The 17,523-nt window shown below is 45.9% G+C and carries 11 protein-coding genes and 1 pseudogene; 5 read left to right on the top strand and 7 right to left on the bottom strand.

Features of this window, described 5'->3' with window-relative positions; all coding sequences use genetic code 11:
* Window positions 1–159: 159 nt before the first annotated feature.
* A complete protein-coding gene (locus tag MKY62_RS10715; protein ID WP_003182494.1) occupies window positions 160–1,374 on the top strand; it encodes a cytochrome P450 in 1,215 nt (404 codons plus the stop codon).
* A gap of 48 nt (window positions 1,375–1,422) precedes the next feature.
* On the opposite strand, the gene MKY62_RS10720 is transcribed toward MKY62_RS10715, so the two are convergent.
* Window positions 1,423–2,139 carry a 3-ketoacyl-ACP reductase gene (locus MKY62_RS10720; protein WP_003182496.1) on the bottom strand — a complete coding sequence of 239 codons (717 nt, stop codon included), beginning with the start codon at window positions 2,137–2,139 and terminating at the stop codon, window positions 1,423–1,425.
* A gap of 386 nt (window positions 2,140–2,525) precedes the next feature.
* On the opposite strand from MKY62_RS10720, the gene ppsA reads away from it, so the two are divergent.
* The 3 genes from ppsA (at window position 2,526) to MKY62_RS10735 (ending at window position 9,203) form a co-directional block, all read left to right on the top strand.
* A complete protein-coding gene (ppsA, locus tag MKY62_RS10725; RefSeq protein WP_003182498.1) occupies window positions 2,526–5,120 on the top strand; it encodes a phosphoenolpyruvate synthase in 2,595 nt (864 codons plus the stop codon).
* A gap of 471 nt (window positions 5,121–5,591) precedes the next feature.
* Window positions 5,592–7,016, top strand: a complete 1,425-nt coding sequence (locus MKY62_RS10730; protein ID WP_003182500.1) for an MDR family MFS transporter — start codon at window positions 5,592–5,594, stop codon at window positions 7,014–7,016.
* Between the two features lie 147 nt (window positions 7,017–7,163).
* The gene (locus MKY62_RS10735; RefSeq protein ID WP_003182502.1) at window positions 7,164–9,203 is read left to right on the top strand and encodes a molybdopterin oxidoreductase family protein; all 2,040 of its coding nucleotides are present in this window, start codon (window positions 7,164–7,166) and stop codon (window positions 9,201–9,203) included.
* Between the two features lie 39 nt (window positions 9,204–9,242).
* Here the strand turns inward: MKY62_RS10735 and MKY62_RS10740 are convergent, their stop codons facing one another.
* Window positions 9,243–9,719 (bottom strand): MarR family transcriptional regulator, encoded by a 477-nt coding sequence (locus MKY62_RS10740; protein ID WP_003182504.1) that lies wholly within the window; start codon window positions 9,717–9,719, stop codon window positions 9,243–9,245.
* A gap of 201 nt (window positions 9,720–9,920) precedes the next feature.
* On the opposite strand from MKY62_RS10740, the pseudogene MKY62_RS10745 reads away from it, so the two are divergent.
* A pseudogene (locus tag MKY62_RS10745) lies at window positions 9,921–11,379 on the top strand (MDR family MFS transporter).
* 4 nt (window positions 11,380–11,383) lie between these two features.
* On the opposite strand, the gene MKY62_RS10750 reads toward MKY62_RS10745, so the two are convergent.
* From MKY62_RS10750 to MKY62_RS10770, 5 genes are read right to left on the bottom strand one after another with little or no spacing between them, the layout of a single operon-like run.
* The gene (locus tag MKY62_RS10750) at window positions 11,384–12,481 is read right to left on the bottom strand and encodes a spore germination protein (protein ID WP_003182509.1); all 1,098 of its coding nucleotides are present in this window, start codon (window positions 12,479–12,481) and stop codon (window positions 11,384–11,386) included.
* Window positions 12,482–12,520: 39 nt separating this feature from the next.
* Entirely contained in the window at window positions 12,521–13,717 is a 1,197-nt protein-coding gene (locus tag MKY62_RS10755) for a Ger(x)C family spore germination protein (RefSeq protein ID WP_003182512.1), read from the bottom strand.
* Complete coding sequence (locus MKY62_RS10760) at window positions 13,704–14,804, bottom strand: spore germination protein (protein ID WP_003182514.1); 1,101 nt, start codon at window positions 14,802–14,804, stop codon at window positions 13,704–13,706. Before MKY62_RS10760 ends, MKY62_RS10755 begins: the two co-directional genes overlap by 14 nt.
* 27 nt (window positions 14,805–14,831) lie before the next feature.
* Window positions 14,832–15,932, bottom strand: coding sequence for a spore germination protein (locus MKY62_RS10765; protein ID WP_003182515.1), 1,101 nt, complete (start codon window positions 15,930–15,932; stop codon window positions 14,832–14,834).
* A 22-nt stretch (window positions 15,933–15,954) separates the two neighbouring features.
* Window positions 15,955–17,523 (bottom strand): spore germination protein, encoded by a 1,569-nt coding sequence (locus tag MKY62_RS10770; RefSeq protein WP_003182517.1) that lies wholly within the window; start codon window positions 17,521–17,523, stop codon window positions 15,955–15,957.

A 17,523-nucleotide genomic window follows, 5' to 3' on the forward strand; every position in this document is an offset into this window, starting at 1 on the left:
GCATACCTCGCCTTTTTTCCTTTTTTAGATCCGATACTTTCGGCCAATTGACAATTTTTTCATTGTATGTCCGTTGAAACCGTTATAAAAATAGTGATAACGTTAAGATTGAACCGGCTCATAAAGTATAAACGTTTCATTTAAAGGAGAGAGTTGACTGTGGCAAATTCAAATTCACTTCAATCAAGCAAGCATTATGCCAATTGGATTCCGATGAAAGAAATCAGCTCGAGTAATGACCGGCTGTTTCCGTTTCCGATTTATAACCGGATCAGAAAGACGTCTCCTGTGCGTTACGATGATGAGCGAAAATGCTTTGATATCTTTTCTTATGAAGACGTTCAATTCGTGTTAAAAAACCCGAAGCTCTTCTCTTCAAAACGCGGCGGTAATATGGAAGGAAAAAGTATATTAACAATGGACCCGCCGAGACACACAAAAATGAGAGCCATCGTTAATAAAGCTTTTACGCCGAAAGCGGTGAAAGAGCTTGAACCGCATATCGAAGAAGTGACGGCTTTTTTATTTAACGAAGCGAAACAGAAAGAATTGTTTGATGTGGTGGATGACTTGGCTGCTCCTCTTCCCGTCATTATCATCGCTGAACTTTTAGGCGTTCCGGCTGAAGACCGCCTCATGTTTAAACATTATTCAGACATCCTTGTCGCAGGTGCGGAAGACCGCTCGGCTGAAGCCGCCGAACGGATGTACAAACGACGTGAAGAAGGCAATCGGTTTTTGGCGGATTATTTTAAAAACATTATCAAGCAGCGCAAAAAAGAGCCAAAAGACGACCTGATTTCGCTTTTACTGCGGGCGGAAGTTGACGGCAAATCGCTGACAGAAGAAGAACTGCTTCATTTTTGCATCATTCTTTTGGTCGCAGGCAATGAGACGACAACCAACTTGATCGCAAACAGCGTCCGCTATCTCACAGAAGATAAAATCACACAGGAAGCCGTAAGACAAGATCCGTCCCTCGTCCCTGTCTTTGTTGAAGAAATGCTGCGTTATTATCCGCCCGTGCAAGCGATCGGCCGCACGGCGGCAGAAGACGTTGATATCGGAGGCGTGAGGATTGCAAAGGGTTCTACAGTGATCAGCTGGGTCGCTTCAGCGAATCGTGACGAACTTAAGTTTGACGATCCTGACAGCTTCAAGCTTGATCGCAAATCAAACCCTCATATGAGCTTCGGCTTCGGCATCCATTTTTGCCTCGGCGCTCCCCTCGCCCGGCTTGAAGCGAAAGTCGCGCTCGATTACTTGCTGCGGCGCGCATACATGGAAAGGGACAGCTCTAAGGAGCTTGAAGCGATTCAAAGTCCGTTTGTTTTCGGCGTCCGCCATCTCCCCGTACAACTTTCACAAAAATAGCGCGAAAAAAAAGGACAGGCTGTTACAAACCTGTCCTTTCCCTGCTGTTTAAGGATTTGTAGACCACATGCCGGCTGATTTAATGAAAATGCGCGGATGCAGTTTGAGCTGGGCAACCATGTATTCCGCCAGATCTTCAGGCTGCATGACGCGTTCCGGATTGCCGTCTGTCAATTTTGAGTCGATTGCCAAATCCGTCGCAACCGTGCTTGGTGTAAGGGCGCTCACGCGGATATTGTGCTTTCTGACTTCCTGCATCAGCGATTCGGTCAGCCCGAGCACAGCGAACTTAGACGCACTGTAGGCGCTTGTGCCGGCTGCTCCCCTTTGGCCGGCTGTAGAAGAAATATTAATGATATCGCCGGCTTTTCTTTCAATCATTTCAGGCAGAACGGCGCGTGTTACATTGTAAACCCCCATCAGATTAACCTGGATAATATTTTCCCATTCTTCGGGAGATTGCTCAAGAAATCCTGCAAACCCGCCGATCCCGGCATTGTTAATGAGAATATCGATTTGTCCAAGCTCTTCTTTGACGGATTGGACTGCACGTTCTACAGCTGTTAAATCCTTTACGTCAGCTGCGGCTACAGATACTTTTACACCGAACGCCTTCAATTCCTCTGCCGCTTTTTCAAGATTCGCAGCTGTACGGCCGATAAGGCCGATATGTACGCCTTCTTTTGCGAGGGCAATCGCTGTGGCGCGGCCGATTCCTCTTCCCCCTCCTGTAATCAGAGCGGTTTTGTTTTGTAAGGATTGCATATGAAAAACTTCCTTTCTATTATGTATAGCACGTTTTAAATTATAGGAAAATAAAATACGCTTTTGCAAATATTACGACTTGCGAAGAATGAATGGCCGGTGCAGCTGGCACTAATCCGCAGGACGCATGAATTCAATTGCCCCTAAGTTATGTCGAATAGCAAACTTTTCCGGCCGACATCGAGGTTTTTTCTGCTCGCACGAGGAAAAGAAAAAAGAACCTGGTAATAACATCCAGGTTCTTTTGGTATTGCACAAAAACAGACGCGATGATATAATCAAATCACGCATGTTTTCAATTAAACGACATAAATATCCCATCTTACATTTTAAGTCTACCATATTAAAAAGCTCTTGTCAAATTTTTTTCGGAGGAGAGATGCAGAATGAGTCATTTGGTTCTCGGTTTTCACGAAATGGAAAAAACACAGCTTCCACTCGTTGGGGGAAAAGGATTGCATTTAGGGGAATTATCAAAAATTCAAGGGATACAAGTGCCAGACGGATTTTGTGTCACAACAGCAGGATTTCAAAAAGCCATCAAACAAAACAAATCGTTCCAAGCCTTGTTGGATCAACTGACAATGCTTAAAGTTGAGGATCGAGATCAAATCGGTGAAATCAGCAGGAAGATTCGACATACCATTATGGAAATCGAAATTCCTTCCAATGTTGTGAAAGAAGTGGCTCGCTATCTCTCCCTGCTTGGCGATGAACATGCTTATGCTGTGCGTTCCAGCGCGACAGCTGAAGATTTGCCGCACGCCTCTTTTGCCGGTCAACAAGACACTTATTTAAATATCATCGGAAAAGATGCGATCTTGCAGCATATCAGCAAATGTTGGGCTTCTCTATTTACGGATCGAGCGGTCATCTACCGCATGCAAAATGGATTTGACCATCGTCAAGTTTATTCATCCGTTATCATTCAAAGAATGGTTTTCCCGCAGGCTTCAGGGATATTATTTACCGCTGATCCCATTACTTCAAACCGAAAACTGCTATCCATCGATGCCGGTTTTGGTCTTGGGGAAGCACTGGTCTCCGGCTTGGTCTCTGCCGATTGTTATAAAGTGCAAAACGGGCAAATCGTCGATAAGAGAATAGCAGCCAAGAAATTGGCGATTTATGGGCGAAAACAAGGCGGAACAGAGACAAAGCGGATTACGCCTGATCAGCAAAAGACGCAAGCCCTTACTGACGGGCAAATTTTACAACTGGCACACATCGGAAGACAGATCGAAGCACATTTCGGCCAGCCGCAAGATATCGAATGGTGTTTGGACCGCGATACATTTTATATTGTCCAGAGCCGGCCGATCACTACTTTATACCCGATCCCTGAAGCGAATGATCAAGAAAATCACGTCTATCTATCTGTCGGTCATCAGCAAATGATGACGGATCCCATAAAACCACTGGGATTGTCTTTTTACCTGTTCATTACTCCAGCACCTATGCGCAAGGCCGGCGGGAGGTTGTTTGTTGATGTTGCGCCTAGGCTTACTACACGTATCGGCCGGGAAACTTTATTAAATACCGTAGGATCCGATCCGCTCATAAAAGGCGCACTCATGACCGTAATAGAGCGAGATTATATAAAATTGTCACCAAATGATCAAACAGCACCGATTCCTGACAGAGGGAATACGGATATGCTGGCGCAATTCGAGAACGATCCGACAATCGTTTCTGATTTGATTAAGCGCAGTGAAACATCGATAGAAGAGTTAAAACAAAATATCCAAGCGAAATCGGGATCGGATTTGTTTGATTTTATTCTGGAAGATATCCGGCAATTAAAGAAGATATTATTTGACCCGCAAAGTACGGCAGTGTTTATGGCTGCTATAAATGCTACATCATGGATCAATGAAAACATGAACGAGTGGTTAGGCGAAAAAAACGCAGCAGATACTCTTTCTCTATCTGTACCGGGTAATATTACTTCGGAAATGGGTCTGGCGCTAATGGATGTCGCGGATGTGATTCGCCCTTATCCAGAAGTGATTGATTATTTGCAGCATGCAAAAGATGATAACTTTTTGGATGAGCTGGTGAAGGTTGATGGCGGACAGGAAGCTAGGGGCGCCATCTATGCTTATCTTGACAAATACGGAATGCGCTGTGCCGGAGAAATCGATATTACAAGAGCTCGTTGGAGTGAAAAACCAATGACACTTGTTCCCATGATTCTGAATAACATGAAGAACTTTGAGCCTAATGCCGGCAATCGAAAGTTTGAGCAAGGGCGGCGTGTTGCTTTGGAAAAAGAACAAGAGTTAATAGAGCGATTGAAGCCATTACGGGATGGTGAACAAAAAGCCAAAGAAACAAAACGAATGATCGACCTCATCCGGAATTTCATCGGCTACCGGGAATATCCAAAATACGGAATGGTCAGCCGCTTCTTCATTTATAAGCAGGCTTTACTGAAAGAAGCCGATCAACTCGTACAAGCGGGCGTTATTCATGAAAAGGAAGATATATACTACCTCACTTTTGAAGAATTTCACGAAGCCGTTCGCACAAAAAAAATAGATGACAAGATCATCAGCATACGAAAAGACGAGTACAAATTATATGAAAAACTAACCCCGCCACGTGTGATCACGTCTGATGGTGAAATCATTACAGGTGATTACAAACGAGAAAGTTTGCCGGCGAATGCGATTGTAGGTCTACCTGTTTCTTCCGGAGTGATAGAAGGAAGAGCGCGTGTCATTTTAAACATGGAAAATGCCGATCTGGAAGACGGAGATATATTAGTCACCTCCTTTACCGATCCTGGCTGGACACCATTATTTGTATCCATAAAAGGCCTGGTCACTGAAGTTGGCGGACTGATGACCCATGGAGCAGTTATCGCACGCGAATATGGCCTGCCGGCAGTGGTCGGAGTGGAGAATGCTACCCAACTGATAAAAGATGGGCAGCGAATTCGCGTGCACGGCACAGAAGGGTATATCGAATTATTGTAATGCTGGCTGCTGCCCAAAAAACGGGAGTCGGCAATGCATGAAAAGAACTCTTCAGATTTGGAGAGTTCTTACCTTTTTATCCATCAGGGGAAGGATTCGGGCATGATTCTTTTCAGTCAGAACATCCGCCGGCGAAACAGGTGAAATATACCTGTAATAACGGAATGGCTTGACGAAAGGATCATCAATGCCCTTCCTCCCCCGCCTTTTCTCATGGCGCTTCCCTGCCATTTCATAATCATCCATACGTTAACTTCAAAAGATGAACCTGACAATTTTATTGTAAATATGGGTGAAACCGAGTATACTCATATAGTTGCCAATCATGAAGAAAAACGATGAACGGCGGTGGAGACACGTTATTATATAAGATGAAAAACGAAAAAAGCAAATTAGGACCCCGGAGATTCGGAGTCCTACATATCATTTGTTGTCATGTTTTTGGGTAAATTGTATTACAGGAGGTTTGATATGGAGAAAAATTTAAATTCCAAAGCAATATTAGTCACCTTCATGATTGGTGCATTTTTTGCAATATTAAACGAAACGCTGTTGAACATAGCATTAACAGAGCTGATGGAAGTCTTTCACGTTGATGCCCCGACCGTTCAATGGCTGGCAACCGGATTTATGCTTGTCATGGGTGTGTTAATGCCTATATCCGCTTTATTGATTCAATGGTTCACGACAAGACAGATGTTTATCGGCGTTATGTCGATTTTTTTAGCAGGAACCGTCATTGCCGCTTGTGCAGTGAATTTCCCGATGCTCTTGACGGGGCGCATGATTCAGGCAGTCGGTACGGGACTCTTGATCCCCATTATTATGAACGCCCTCTTGCTGATTTACCGGCCTGAAGTCCGCGGGAAAATCATGGGGACGTTCGGACTGGTCATCATGTTTGCTCCGGCGATCGGACCCACTTTTTCGGGCGTTATTGTTGACATCCTCGGCTGGCGCTGGCTGTTTATCATCGTTATTCCTTTTGCAGTATTTTCAATTCTGTTTGCGGTAAAGTATTTGCAAAATGTCGGAGAACCGACGCGCCCGCGGGCTGATTTTTTATCGATCATACTCTCAACCATCGGGATCGGCGGAATCGTATACGGATTCAGCAGTGCCGGAGAGGCTCAGGAAGGGTTTCAGTCCCCTCTGATCATCGGTGTGATCATCATCAGCCTGATCAGCATCGTGTTGTTCGTGCTTCGGCAGTTGAAACTTGAACAACCGTTGCTTGATGTGCGTGTGTTCGCCTATAAAAATTACACGCGCGGGGTCTGCCTTTTTGTGATTGTCATTATGGCGATGTTCGCTTCCGAAATTGTGATGCCGATGTATTTGCAAGGGCCGCTCGGTTTTTCAGCAAAAGCAGCAGGTCTTTTGCTTTTGCCCGGAGCCTTGCTAAACGGTCTCATGTCGCCGGCTATGGGCGCTTTGTTCGATAAGTTCGGCCCGAGAAAACTCATCATTCCAGGTACGATCGTTCTCGTCGGCGTGATGTTTTTCTTCAGCAGGATCAATCCTTCGGTGCCGATTTGGGCGTTCATTATTGTATACATCATCTTGATGCTGTCCATCTCGGCCATCATGATGCCCGCACAGACGAATGCATTAAACGAATTGCCGAAGCATTTATATCCTCATGGAACGGCAATTTCCAATACTCTTCAGCCTGTTGCAGGCGCACTCGGTGTTTCGGTGTTCGTCAGCATCATGAGCCAGGGACAGAAAAGCTATCTTGCCGGCCAAGAAGCAGCCAGCAAACAAATCGTGCATGAAGCGATGACTCATGGTGTTCACCATGCCTACTGGTTTGCGCTCGCTTTAAGCTGTATCGCTTTCTTTACCGCTTTATTTATTAAAAAAGCGGTCGCGCCTGATTTTGATAAAGAATAACCAAAAACTTAAAGGATGTCCTTCCTCGGGGCATCCTTTTTTATCATTTTTTCTGCCGGGATTCTTCCGCTCTTATTTTCAGAATTGACGACATTTTGTGATATAATGCTAGAATCATATTCATTTTATCGGAAAGGAACGGATTCCATGGAGTCATATGTTGATCAAAAAGACGGGATTTTCAAATCCGTATGTTCGCTCGACTGCCCGGATCAATGCGGGCTGCTCGTTCATAAAAAAGACGGAAAAATCGTTAAAATACAGGGCGACCCGGACCATCCGGTCACACAGGGCAATATTTGCAATAAAGTCCGCAATATGACGGAGCGTATTTATGACCCCAAACGGCTGAAAACCCCGCTGAAACGGACGGGTCCAAAAGGAGCCGGGATGTTTGAACCGATCAGCTGGGATGAAGCGATTGAAACGATTCGCACCCGCTGGCAGTCGCTCATTGAACAGGAAGGCCCCGAAAGCATTCTGCCCTACAGCTTTTACGGAAATATGGGAAACTTGACGGCTGAAGGAATGGACAGGCGCTTTTTCCACCGCCTCGGTTCCAGCCAGCTTGACCGGGCGATTTGCACCCCTGCCGGTTCTGTCGGCTATAAATACACGATGGGCGGAAGCATCGGCACCGATCCTGAAGATACAACGGAGACAAAACTGTTTATTTTTTGGGGAATCAACGCGGTCTCAACCAACATGCATCAAATCACCATTGCTCAAAAAGCCCGGAAAAACGGCGCAAAAATCGTCGTAATCGATGTTCATAAAAATCAGACCGGCCGGATGGCCGACTGGTTTATTCCGATTCGCCCCGGCACAGACAGCGCGCTTGCGCTTGGCATCATGCATGTTTTATTCAAGGAACATTTGGCTGATGAATCATTTTTGAAAGAATTTACAGTCGGCCACGAAGAGCTGCGCCGCCACGTGCGGCAATACGACCCCGCCGCAGTAGAGGCGGTCACCGGCGTATCCCGGAATGATATTATCGAGCTTGCCCGCCTGTACGGCCGCACCTCCCCTTCATTGATTCGGATCGGCAACGGTCTTCAGCATCATGATAATGGAGGAATGATCGTTCGCACCATCTCGTGCCTGCCCGCGATCACGGGCCAATGGACGAAAAAAGGAGGCGGAGCGATCAAAGGCAACACGGCATTTTTGGCCTATAATACAAAAGCATTGCAGCGCCCCGATTTATTAAAAGGCAGAACGCCGAGAGTCATCAACATGAATCAGCTCGGCAAAGCTCTCTTAGAAACCGAACCACCGATCCGTTCGCTGTTTGTGTACAGCAGCAATCCGGCCGTTGTCGCGCCTGAGGCGAACAAAGTCAGAAAAGGACTTGAGCGCGAAGATTTATTCACGGTTGTTCACGATCTATTTCTGACGGAAACGGCACGGTACGCCGATATCGTCCTGCCGGCTTCTTCCGCTTTCGAAAATACGGATTTCTATACATCATATTGGCACCATTATGCGCAGATTCAGAAGCCTGTGATTGAGAAATACGGCGAGAGCAAGTCAAATACAGAAGTATTCAGGCTTTTGGCTGAGGCGATGGGCTTTGATGATGAGCCGCTGAAAGATTCCGACGAAGAGATGATCAGACAGGCGCTTGACTACCCTGATAATCCGTGGCTCGATGGCATTGACTATGACAGCCTGACTGAAAAGCATTTTGTCAAAGCAAATCGAAAAACGGTTTTTCCTGATAAACTGCCGACGCCTAGCGGAAAAATTGAATTGTATTCAAAAATGATGGAGCAGCACGGCTATCCGGGCCTGCCGACTCATACACCGCTCATTGAAACGGACAAGTATCCATTTTTATTTGTGCCCGGCCCGAATCACAATTTTTTAAATTCGACCTTTTCAAACAATGAAAAACATATCAAATTAGAAAAGGAGCCGAAACTTCACTTAAATATAAAAGATGCCGAAGAAAAGGGCATCGAAAATGGAGATTTGGTGAAAGTTTGGAATGACCGCGGCTCATGCATCCTGCCCGCTGCCGTCGGAGAAAACGTCCTTCCGGGCGTGGCCGTCAGCCAGGGATTGTGGGCGGATGCAGAAGGGAAGCATTATCTCGTCAATGCGCTGACGCCCGACCGTTTAGCTGATATGGGCGGTGGTGCAACTTTCTTTTCAGGAAGAGTTCAAATTGAAAAAATATGAACATCAAAAAAGACCGGTTGCAGCAAAACCGGTCTTTTATCACTTCGTCTTTTTTAAGGTTTTGGCATAATCGGCGGCAAACGCCGTGCTGTTTTTCAAAAACTTGATAATGGTTTGCAGTTCTTCCTCTGAATATCGGCTTAGAAATTCGGCAGACTCTTGCGCCAAGTCATGAAATATATGTGATATCGTCTCCAGATTTTCCGGGATCAGTTCGACTAAAAGACGCCTTCTGTCGGACGAATCCCTGATGCGTCTGACATAGCCCGCTTTCTCAAGACGGTCGATCACTCCTGTGATCGCTCCCGTTGTCAGTCCGCTTTTTGCGGCGAGCTCCCCCGCTGTTACTTGACCTTCCCGCGAGATGATCTCAAGGCATTTATGATCCGTTCCGTTCAGTCCGATTTTCTCGCCGATCGCCTGGTGCAGAAAAACGGTTGCTGTGCTGTGAAACCTCAACTGCTGTATCAGCTCGTTGACCAGCCCTTTTCCTTCAATATGATTTGTTCTTGACATCTGTAACACCCTTCTATAAAATCATTATGTCTTAGCAGCTAAGATATTTATTTCCTGATATAAATCATCATAACAGGATGAAGCGTCGATGCCAAACGCTGCTTTAGAACGAATTTATTTAAAGGAGAATAGATTGATTTGTCACAAACTCAAAATCAAAAATTAGGATTTGTTGTAGCAGGACTTTTGCTTGCCATTCTGATGGCTTCGATGGACAATACCATCGTTGTTACGGCAATGGGAACAATTGTCGGCGATCTTGGCGGACTCGACAGCTTTGTCTGGGTTGTATCTGCCTTTATGGTCGCTGAAATGGCCGGTATGCCGATATTCGGCAAGCTGTCGGATATGTATGGCAGAAAACGTTTTTTTTCTTTTTGGCAGCATCGTTTTCATGGCGGGATCAGCATTGTGCGGAACGGCTACAACCATTGAGCAGCTCAGCATATACCGCGCGATCCAGGGAATTGGCGGAGGCGCGCTCATTCCGATTGCTTTTACGATTATCTTTGACATTTTTCCGCTGGAAAAGCGCGGTAAGATCACTGGACTTTTCGGTGCTGTTTTTGGCCTTTCAAGCATTTTCGGACCGCTCATCGGCGCCTATGTCACTGACTACATCAGCTGGCACTGGATTTTTTATATGAATCTGCCGCTCGGTATGGTTTCTTTTATTTTCATTCTTCTATTTTACAAAGAGACGAAACAGCATGAAAAGCATCGTATTGATTGGCTCGGAGCGATTACGCTCGTAGGGGCGGTCGTATGCCTCATGTTTGCGTTGGAGCTCGGCGGCGGGAAATACGCCTGGGATTCGAATGTCATCCTTACCCTTTTCGGAAGTGCAGCCGTCTTGTTGGTTTGCTTCCTCATGATCGAGCGCAAAGCCAGTGAACCGATCATTTCGTTTCATCTGTTTAAAAACCGGCTGTTTGCCGGCAGTACGCTTGTCGCCTTATTTTATGGAGGGACATTTATTTCAGCGACCATCCAGATTCCAATCTTTGTTCAGGGTGTTTACGGAGATTCGGCGACAAACTCGGGACTTGTGCTTTTGCCGATGATGCTCGGCTCTGTCGTATCAGCACAGCTTGGCGGATTCTTAACAACAAAAATGAGCTATCGGAACATTATGCTCATCTCTGGATTGGTTCTCGTCAGCGGATTTTCTTTATTAAGCACGCTTAACATTGACACTCCGCGTTTATTATTAACCATGTATATGATCGTCGTCGGCTTGGGAGTCGGTTTTTCTTTCTCTGTATTAAGCATGGCAGCGATCCATCATTTCGGCCCGGAGCAGCGCGGCTCAGCGACATCTACGAGCAACTTTATGCGCTCTCTCGGCATGACGATCGGCGCCAGTATGTTCGGGATGATTCAAAAAAACCAATTTTCAGAACAGCTGGAAGATATGTTTAAAAGCAGCGGCGCTTCAAATTTCGCCTCAACGAATGACGCCGACCAGATTTTATCAAGTGCACGGGCATCACTGCCGCCGGATGTTTTACATAACATCACCGAAGCGCTATCAAATTCGATTGTTCACACGTTCATTTGGGCGATTTCCCCAGCAGCGGCCGCCTTTTTACTGGTGTTCTTCATGCCGAATGACAGGGTGAAAGTGAACGCAAAAAAGGAAGTGAACAAAGCCGGCTGAACCTCTAGCTTTGCACTGCCTTCTTTTTTCTCATTTTCGAAACCAATAAAAGCGGAATCGGCACAATGCCGAATAAAACGGCCGCAATATAGCCGATCATGTCGCCGAGAGAAAATACATCATCAATGTTTTTTGGCGTCATCGCGAGCAAATACATCACCGGGAGCAGACCGAACATGATCGGTCTGCTCTTTTTCTTGAAAATTTGCGAGAGCCCCAGGGATGCAGCGTAATATGAGACGGAAAAAGTCGCAAACAGCTGCATAATCCAGATGACAAGGAGCAGCGATTCAAAACGTTCAAATATTAAGCCGGGCATTTCAAAACTGCGGATGAGGTCAAGCGCCGGCCATGTCATCGCTGTCACCCCGTCAACTGACAGCCCTCCGATCACAAATACGATCGTTGTTAGATAAAAGAGCATTGCGATGCCGATTCCCATGACAACGACTTTGATACCATCTTTCGGCTTTTTCATAAACGCCAAAAGGAATACCATCACTTCTGCGCTGATAAACGAAAGCGTTGTTGCTTTTGTCCCCTTTAATGCCGGCATGATGCCTTTCCCTAAGACAGGCCGCAGGTTATCCAGTTCAAATATGCCAAAGCTCATAAATACCACGGTTAAAAAGAAAAGAATTGTAATCGGAAAGATGATTTCAAACAAACGGGCAAGCGACCCCATTCCGTCTTTTATTGAATAGAATCCGATCCACATCATCGACATGACGATCGCCCAAATCGGCGTTTGCTGCAGCAAAAAAAAGGTGATCACCTCCGCCAGAATTCTTGCTTCAAAAGCAGCAATCGCTACAAAATGCTCAATGAAAAGCAGGCTGATCACAATACTGAGCCACTTTCCGACAATGTCTCCCCCGTATTGAAAAAATGTTTGCCCGGGATAATGCTGGCTTAACTTTGTCATAACCACTCCGGCTGCCGTTGTGACAAGTCCGCCTAATAGGACGGAAATCCATACATCCGGCGTACCGGCTTCTTCTACAGCGGTTCTTGGCAGGGTGAGAATCCCGGCCGCCATAATATAACTGACCAAGACAACGATTGCCTGAGAAGTCGTGATTTTATCTTCGGAACGGATCATTGCGCGTTTCTCCGCCTTTCGTGATTAGAAGTTCTTCTGTTACTGATCCCCAACAGTTCCGTATTCTTTAATCGCGATTTGAACATGAAATGTAATCGGTATATCGGTAAAGGTCTCATCCCAATTTTTCTTTAGTTTTTCCCAAAGCCTCGGATGCTTGATCCTCAGCTCGTTACCGAATCCGGCAAGATCTGCTTTGTATTCGGTTTTCATTTTTTTTGTAATGTCCTCCATCGATTTTTTCACCGTTTTCGCGGTTGTTTTTTCGACTTTTTCTAAAAATTTGTCATCAAAAGCTTTTTCTTTCGTGTTCCAGTTTTCCGCAAGATACCCCTCTGACTTTACGTTCACTTCAAAAGACAGGCGGTTTCCTTTGACGATGGGTTTGATGTTGCTTTTAATCGATTCAACGCCAAATGCGGTCACCTTCTTTTCTGTCGGATCATAGCTTTTAACCATGCCCCCAATCCCCTTTCCGATGATCCACATCACGCCTTCTAAATCGTGTTCATCCAAATAGCCGATCAGCTTATTGGTTTTCCCGTTAATTGCGGCTGCTCCCGCATATTTTATTTCTCCATCGGTACCGATGACATTTTGAAGCAGATAGCTTGTTCCTGATCTCATTTTGCCTGTCAATTTGGCAAGCGTTACAGGAGGGAGAATTTTTTTCGCTTTATACTCATTTTCAACGATTTTAAGCAGACGAAACGCCGGCATTTCGCCGGTTTCCTTCAGCTCAAGCGTGTCTCTCGCACGCCCTCTTGTGACCAGCACCATACTGCTCGGCCTGATTTCATTATCGCGGAGAGGCTGATCTAGCAGTTCCGACAGCGAATAGGTGCGGAGGAGGTCAGCGGCGATGACAATCACTTTTAAATGAGGACTGAATACAGGCCTGTCTTGTCTTAATGCTACTTCAGCGTTAATTTGCTGAAGCGAGTCTCCAGTTTCATAAACGTTGATATACGTTTTTTGATCAGTGCTTCCTCCAATCGATTTTGAACCGGCTGCTTGTTCGTTCACGTATTGATAGATCATCGTGATCCGGTCTTTTTTCGGATAATCGCCCCCAACTTTGTCAAACTTTTTTTCAAGTTCGGTTTCCTCGCCTTTGTCAATCCCCATTGCAAATGTTAAGCCGAGCTCTTCAATTTCGTGGCTGCTCCAGCATCCGGTTAATAGAAACAATAGTAAAACACTCGTTAAATAACGGATGGTGTTAGTTTTTTTCAAACTTTTTCCTCCTCACTTTCGATATGACCAGAAGCATTAGCGGGATGAGACCGACCAAATAGATGGCGCTGTTGCCGATTAGATCTCCCATTTGAAAAAGCTGATTGATATTTTTAGGCGCCATCGCAATGAGATAAATGACCGGAAGCAAGCTGAATAATATCGGTTCCATCCTTTTCTTCAAGAGTTGCGACAAACCTAAAGCAGCAGCAAAATAGCTGATCGTAAAACTGGAGAACATTTGCATGATCCATATCACTAGCAGCAAGGACTCAAAGCGTTCAAAAATCAGACCCGGTATCTCAAAACTACGCATCAAATCAATCGTCGGCCATGTCCGTGACGACACTCCATCGATTGACAGTGCACCGATGACCATAATGACGGTGATCATATAAAAGACAACCGGAAAAGAAATTCCCATCAAAGTAGCTTTTAACGCTTGCTCGGGCTTTCTCATAAAAGGAACGATGATCAGTATGATTTCTATGCCTGTATAAGCAAAAGACGTTGTCTTGACTCCTTCAAGCACCGGCATGATCCCTTTCCCGAGAACCGGGCGCAAATTGTCGATATCAAATATGCTTGCGCTCATAAAAATGACGATCAGAAAAATGAGAACAGTAATCGGAAAGACGATTTCATAAAGTCGGGCGATCGGGTTAATACCGCCGGTTAATAAATAGATTCCGCTCCATAAAAAAACCATCGCTGTCGCCCAAAGCGGCGTTTCTTCCAGTAAGTAAAATCCCATAACCTCTGTGACAGACCGGACTTGGAAACCTGATGTTGCGAGAAAATAACAAATCAAAAGCAGGGTGAAAAGTCCTCCCGGCCACTTGCCAATGAGATCCCGGCTATATTGATATAGCGTTTTGTCGGGGGACTCCATGCTTAATTTCACCATGATGAAACCGGCTAATATGGCAACCAGCCCTCCGAATGCAACAGAAAGCCAGACATCCGGGGCTTTAACCGCTTCCGCAGATGTCCGCGGCAGCGTCAAGATGCCCGTTCCCAACAGAAAATTCGTAATGACGATGCCGGTTTGTGAAACGGTAATTTTATCCTGCTGACTCACCATCATGGAGAACCCCCCTTTCTTTTTCAAGCATCAGCTGATTCCCTGTTTTCTCCTTCTTATTTTTGAAATCACCAGCAGCACGAGCGGAGTCAAGCCGCCTAAATAAACGCCGCTGTTTCCAATAAAGTCTCCAAATGCAAACATCGCGTTAATATTTTTCGGAATCATTGCAATCAGATAAATGACCGGAAGCAAAGCAAACATCATCGGCCGAATATTTGTTTTAAAGAGCTGGGCCAGGCCTAATGCCGCACCATAAAAAGAAATAACAAAGGTACAGAACAGCTGCATGATCCAGATGACCAGCAGCAAAGACTCAAACCGTTCAAATATCAGACCAGGTATTTCAAAGCTTCTCATCAAATCAATCGTCGGCCAGGTCCGTGAAACTACCCCGTCTATAGACAGGGCGCCGATCACCATAACGACGGTGATCATATAGAAAAGCAGAGGGATGGCGATTCCGATCATAATCGTATGAATGGCCTTGCGTGGCTGATTCATGAAAGGCATCAGGATCAAAATGATTTCAATACCTGAAAAAGACAATGCGGTCACCTTTATTCCTTTTAAAACAGGCCCTATTCCCTCTCCCAGTACAGGACGCAAGTTGTCCACATCAAAAATTCCGATACTCATTAAAGCGACCAGTAAAAAAAGAATGACTGTGATAGGAAAAACAATTTGAAACAAGCGGGCGATCGCGCTTAAGCCGCCGACGATCAAGTATAAGCCCACCCACAAAAAAACCATCGCAATTGCCCAGCGGGGGGTTCCTTCCAGTAAAAAAAAGCGGATGATTTCAAGCGTTGAGCGGACCTGAAAACCGGAATGGGCCAATAGGTAACAAACGAAAAACAGGCTGATCAAGCTGCCGGTCCATTTGCCAATGATGTCCTGACTGTATTCATAAAAGCTTTTATCAGGATATTGGTGGTTGAGCTTTACCATGATGACTGCGGCCGTCAGAGCGACCAAGCCGGCTAATACAAGCGTAATCCAAACATCAGGCGTCCCCACTGCGTCAACAGACGTTCGCGGGAGCGTCAGGATCCCTGTCCCAAGCAGGAAATTGGTGATGAGAACTGCTGTTTGTAAAGTGGTGATGCGCTCTTCGTGCCTGACCATCATGAGCATCGCCCTCCTTTCTATGCTACTGGCGTGACGAATCGTCTGTTTTTAACAGCTTCGGCCGTTTTTTCATGATCTGTATCGGCATGCGAACGATGAAATCTTTCCAATCGCGCAAACGATAAGGAACGGCCGGGCTCGCATATGGAACGCCAAAGCTTTTCAGCTTCACCGCGTGGCTGGCAAGCATGAGGAAAAACATAATCACCCCGTACAAACCGAATACAGCAGCGCAAAACATCGCCACAAACCTCAGCATTCGCAGCGAAATGCCGGCGCTGTATTGAGGAATCGCAAATGAAGAAATCGCGGTGACGGCAACGACGATGACCATAATCGGGCTGACGATGCCTGCCTGCACGGCAGCCTCCCCGATGATGATACCGCCGACGATTCCCATCGCGGGACCGATTGGTTTTGGAAGCCGCAGGCCGGCCTCGCGCAAAATTTCAATTGCCACTTCCATAATGAGCGCTTCAATCAGCGATGGAAAAGGCACACCTACCCTCGTTCCGGTAATGGAAATCGCAAGTTCACTCGGAATCAGCCCGGGATGAAACGAAATAAAGGAAATATATAGAGCGGGTCCAAGCAGCGAGATCATGGCTGCGCCGATTCGCATGATGCGGATCAGGGAACTCGGCAGCCAGCGTTCATAATAATCCTCGGGCGATTGGAGGAGCATGCTGAATGTAACCGGAACGATTAAAACAAAAGGTGTTCCGTCCAATAAAATGGCCACTCTTCCCTCCATTAACGCACTCATCACCCTGTCAAGACGTTCAGTGCTTTGCACCTGCGGAAATGGACTGAGATAATTGTCTTCGATCAGCTGTTCGACAAAACCTGATTCAAGGACATCATCTATATCAATCTTTTCGATTCTTTTTTTGACTTCTTCCACCAGCCCTGGTTCCGCAATGTCTTTGATATAAGCGACGACAAGATTTTTGACGGCTCGCTTCCCAACTTGAAATTGAACCATAGACAAGTTTTGATTTTTGCCGTGCTGCCTCAAAAGGGCTGTATTGGTGCCGATCGTTTCTGTAAAGCCGACGCGCGCGCCTCTTACCAAAGATTCTGATACGGGCTCTTCAATGTTCCTTGTATTTCTTTTAACAGTTCCCAGCAGTAAAACTTCCGCTGAACCGTCGATCAGCAGCATGGCCGTACCGGATAACACTTCGGGCACCACTTCGTTGACATGGTTTACCTCTGATACGCCGCTAATTGATAAAATTTGCTTTTTAATTAAGTCGGTCACATTGCTGCTTAATGAAGAAAGTTCAACTTTATATCCTTTGGAAAAATCATCCATAAGGGATTTCATAATATGCTTGTCAATCAGGTCTTGATCCGCAAGCATTTCGACAAATACAATCGCCGCGCGGATGCCGGTGCGCCCTAAGTTGAATTCGCGGAAATGAACGTCTGAGTTATTCTCCATAGCCGTTTTGGCCAGTTTCAAGTCGTGATCAAAATCGCCGGTAAAATACCCAGTTGACTCCACAGACGGCACTTCATTTTTAGGTTTTTCCGGCTTGTTGGACGACTGTATCATTCTTCGCGTTTTTGCTTTCCACCATCTCAT

The sequence above is a fragment of the Bacillus sp. FSL R7-0646 genome (assembly GCF_037969865.1).
GTDB lineage: Bacteria > Bacillota > Bacilli > Bacillales > Bacillaceae > Bacillus > Bacillus licheniformis.

What these genes read in the sequence shown, in the direction of transcription:
- MKY62_RS10720 (WP_003182496.1), bottom strand. Translation starts at nt 2,139, where the DNA reads ATGCAATCCTTACAAAACAAAACCGCTCTGATTACAGGAGGGGGAAGA.
- ppsA (WP_003182498.1), top strand. Translation starts at nt 2,526, where the DNA reads ATGAGTCATTTGGTTCTCGGTTTTCACGAAATGGAAAAAACACAGCTT.
- MKY62_RS10730 (WP_003182500.1), top strand. Translation starts at nt 5,592, where the DNA reads ATGGAGAAAAATTTAAATTCCAAAGCAATATTAGTCACCTTCATGATT.
- MKY62_RS10735 (WP_003182502.1), top strand. Translation starts at nt 7,164, where the DNA reads ATGGAGTCATATGTTGATCAAAAAGACGGGATTTTCAAATCCGTATGT.
- MKY62_RS10740 (WP_003182504.1), bottom strand. Translation starts at nt 9,719, where the DNA reads ATGTCAAGAACAAATCATATTGAAGGAAAAGGGCTGGTCAACGAGCTG.
- MKY62_RS10750 (WP_003182509.1), bottom strand. Translation starts at nt 12,481, where the DNA reads ATGATCCGTTCCGAAGATAAAATCACGACTTCTCAGGCAATCGTTGTC.
- MKY62_RS10760 (WP_003182514.1), bottom strand. Translation starts at nt 14,804, where the DNA reads ATGATGGTGAGTCAGCAGGATAAAATTACCGTTTCACAAACCGGCATC.
- MKY62_RS10765 (WP_003182515.1), bottom strand. Translation starts at nt 15,932, where the DNA reads ATGATGGTCAGGCACGAAGAGCGCATCACCACTTTACAAACAGCAGTT.
- MKY62_RS10770 (WP_003182517.1), bottom strand. Translation starts at nt 17,523, where the DNA reads ATGAGATGGTGGAAAGCAAAAACGCGAAGAATGATACAGTCGTCCAAC.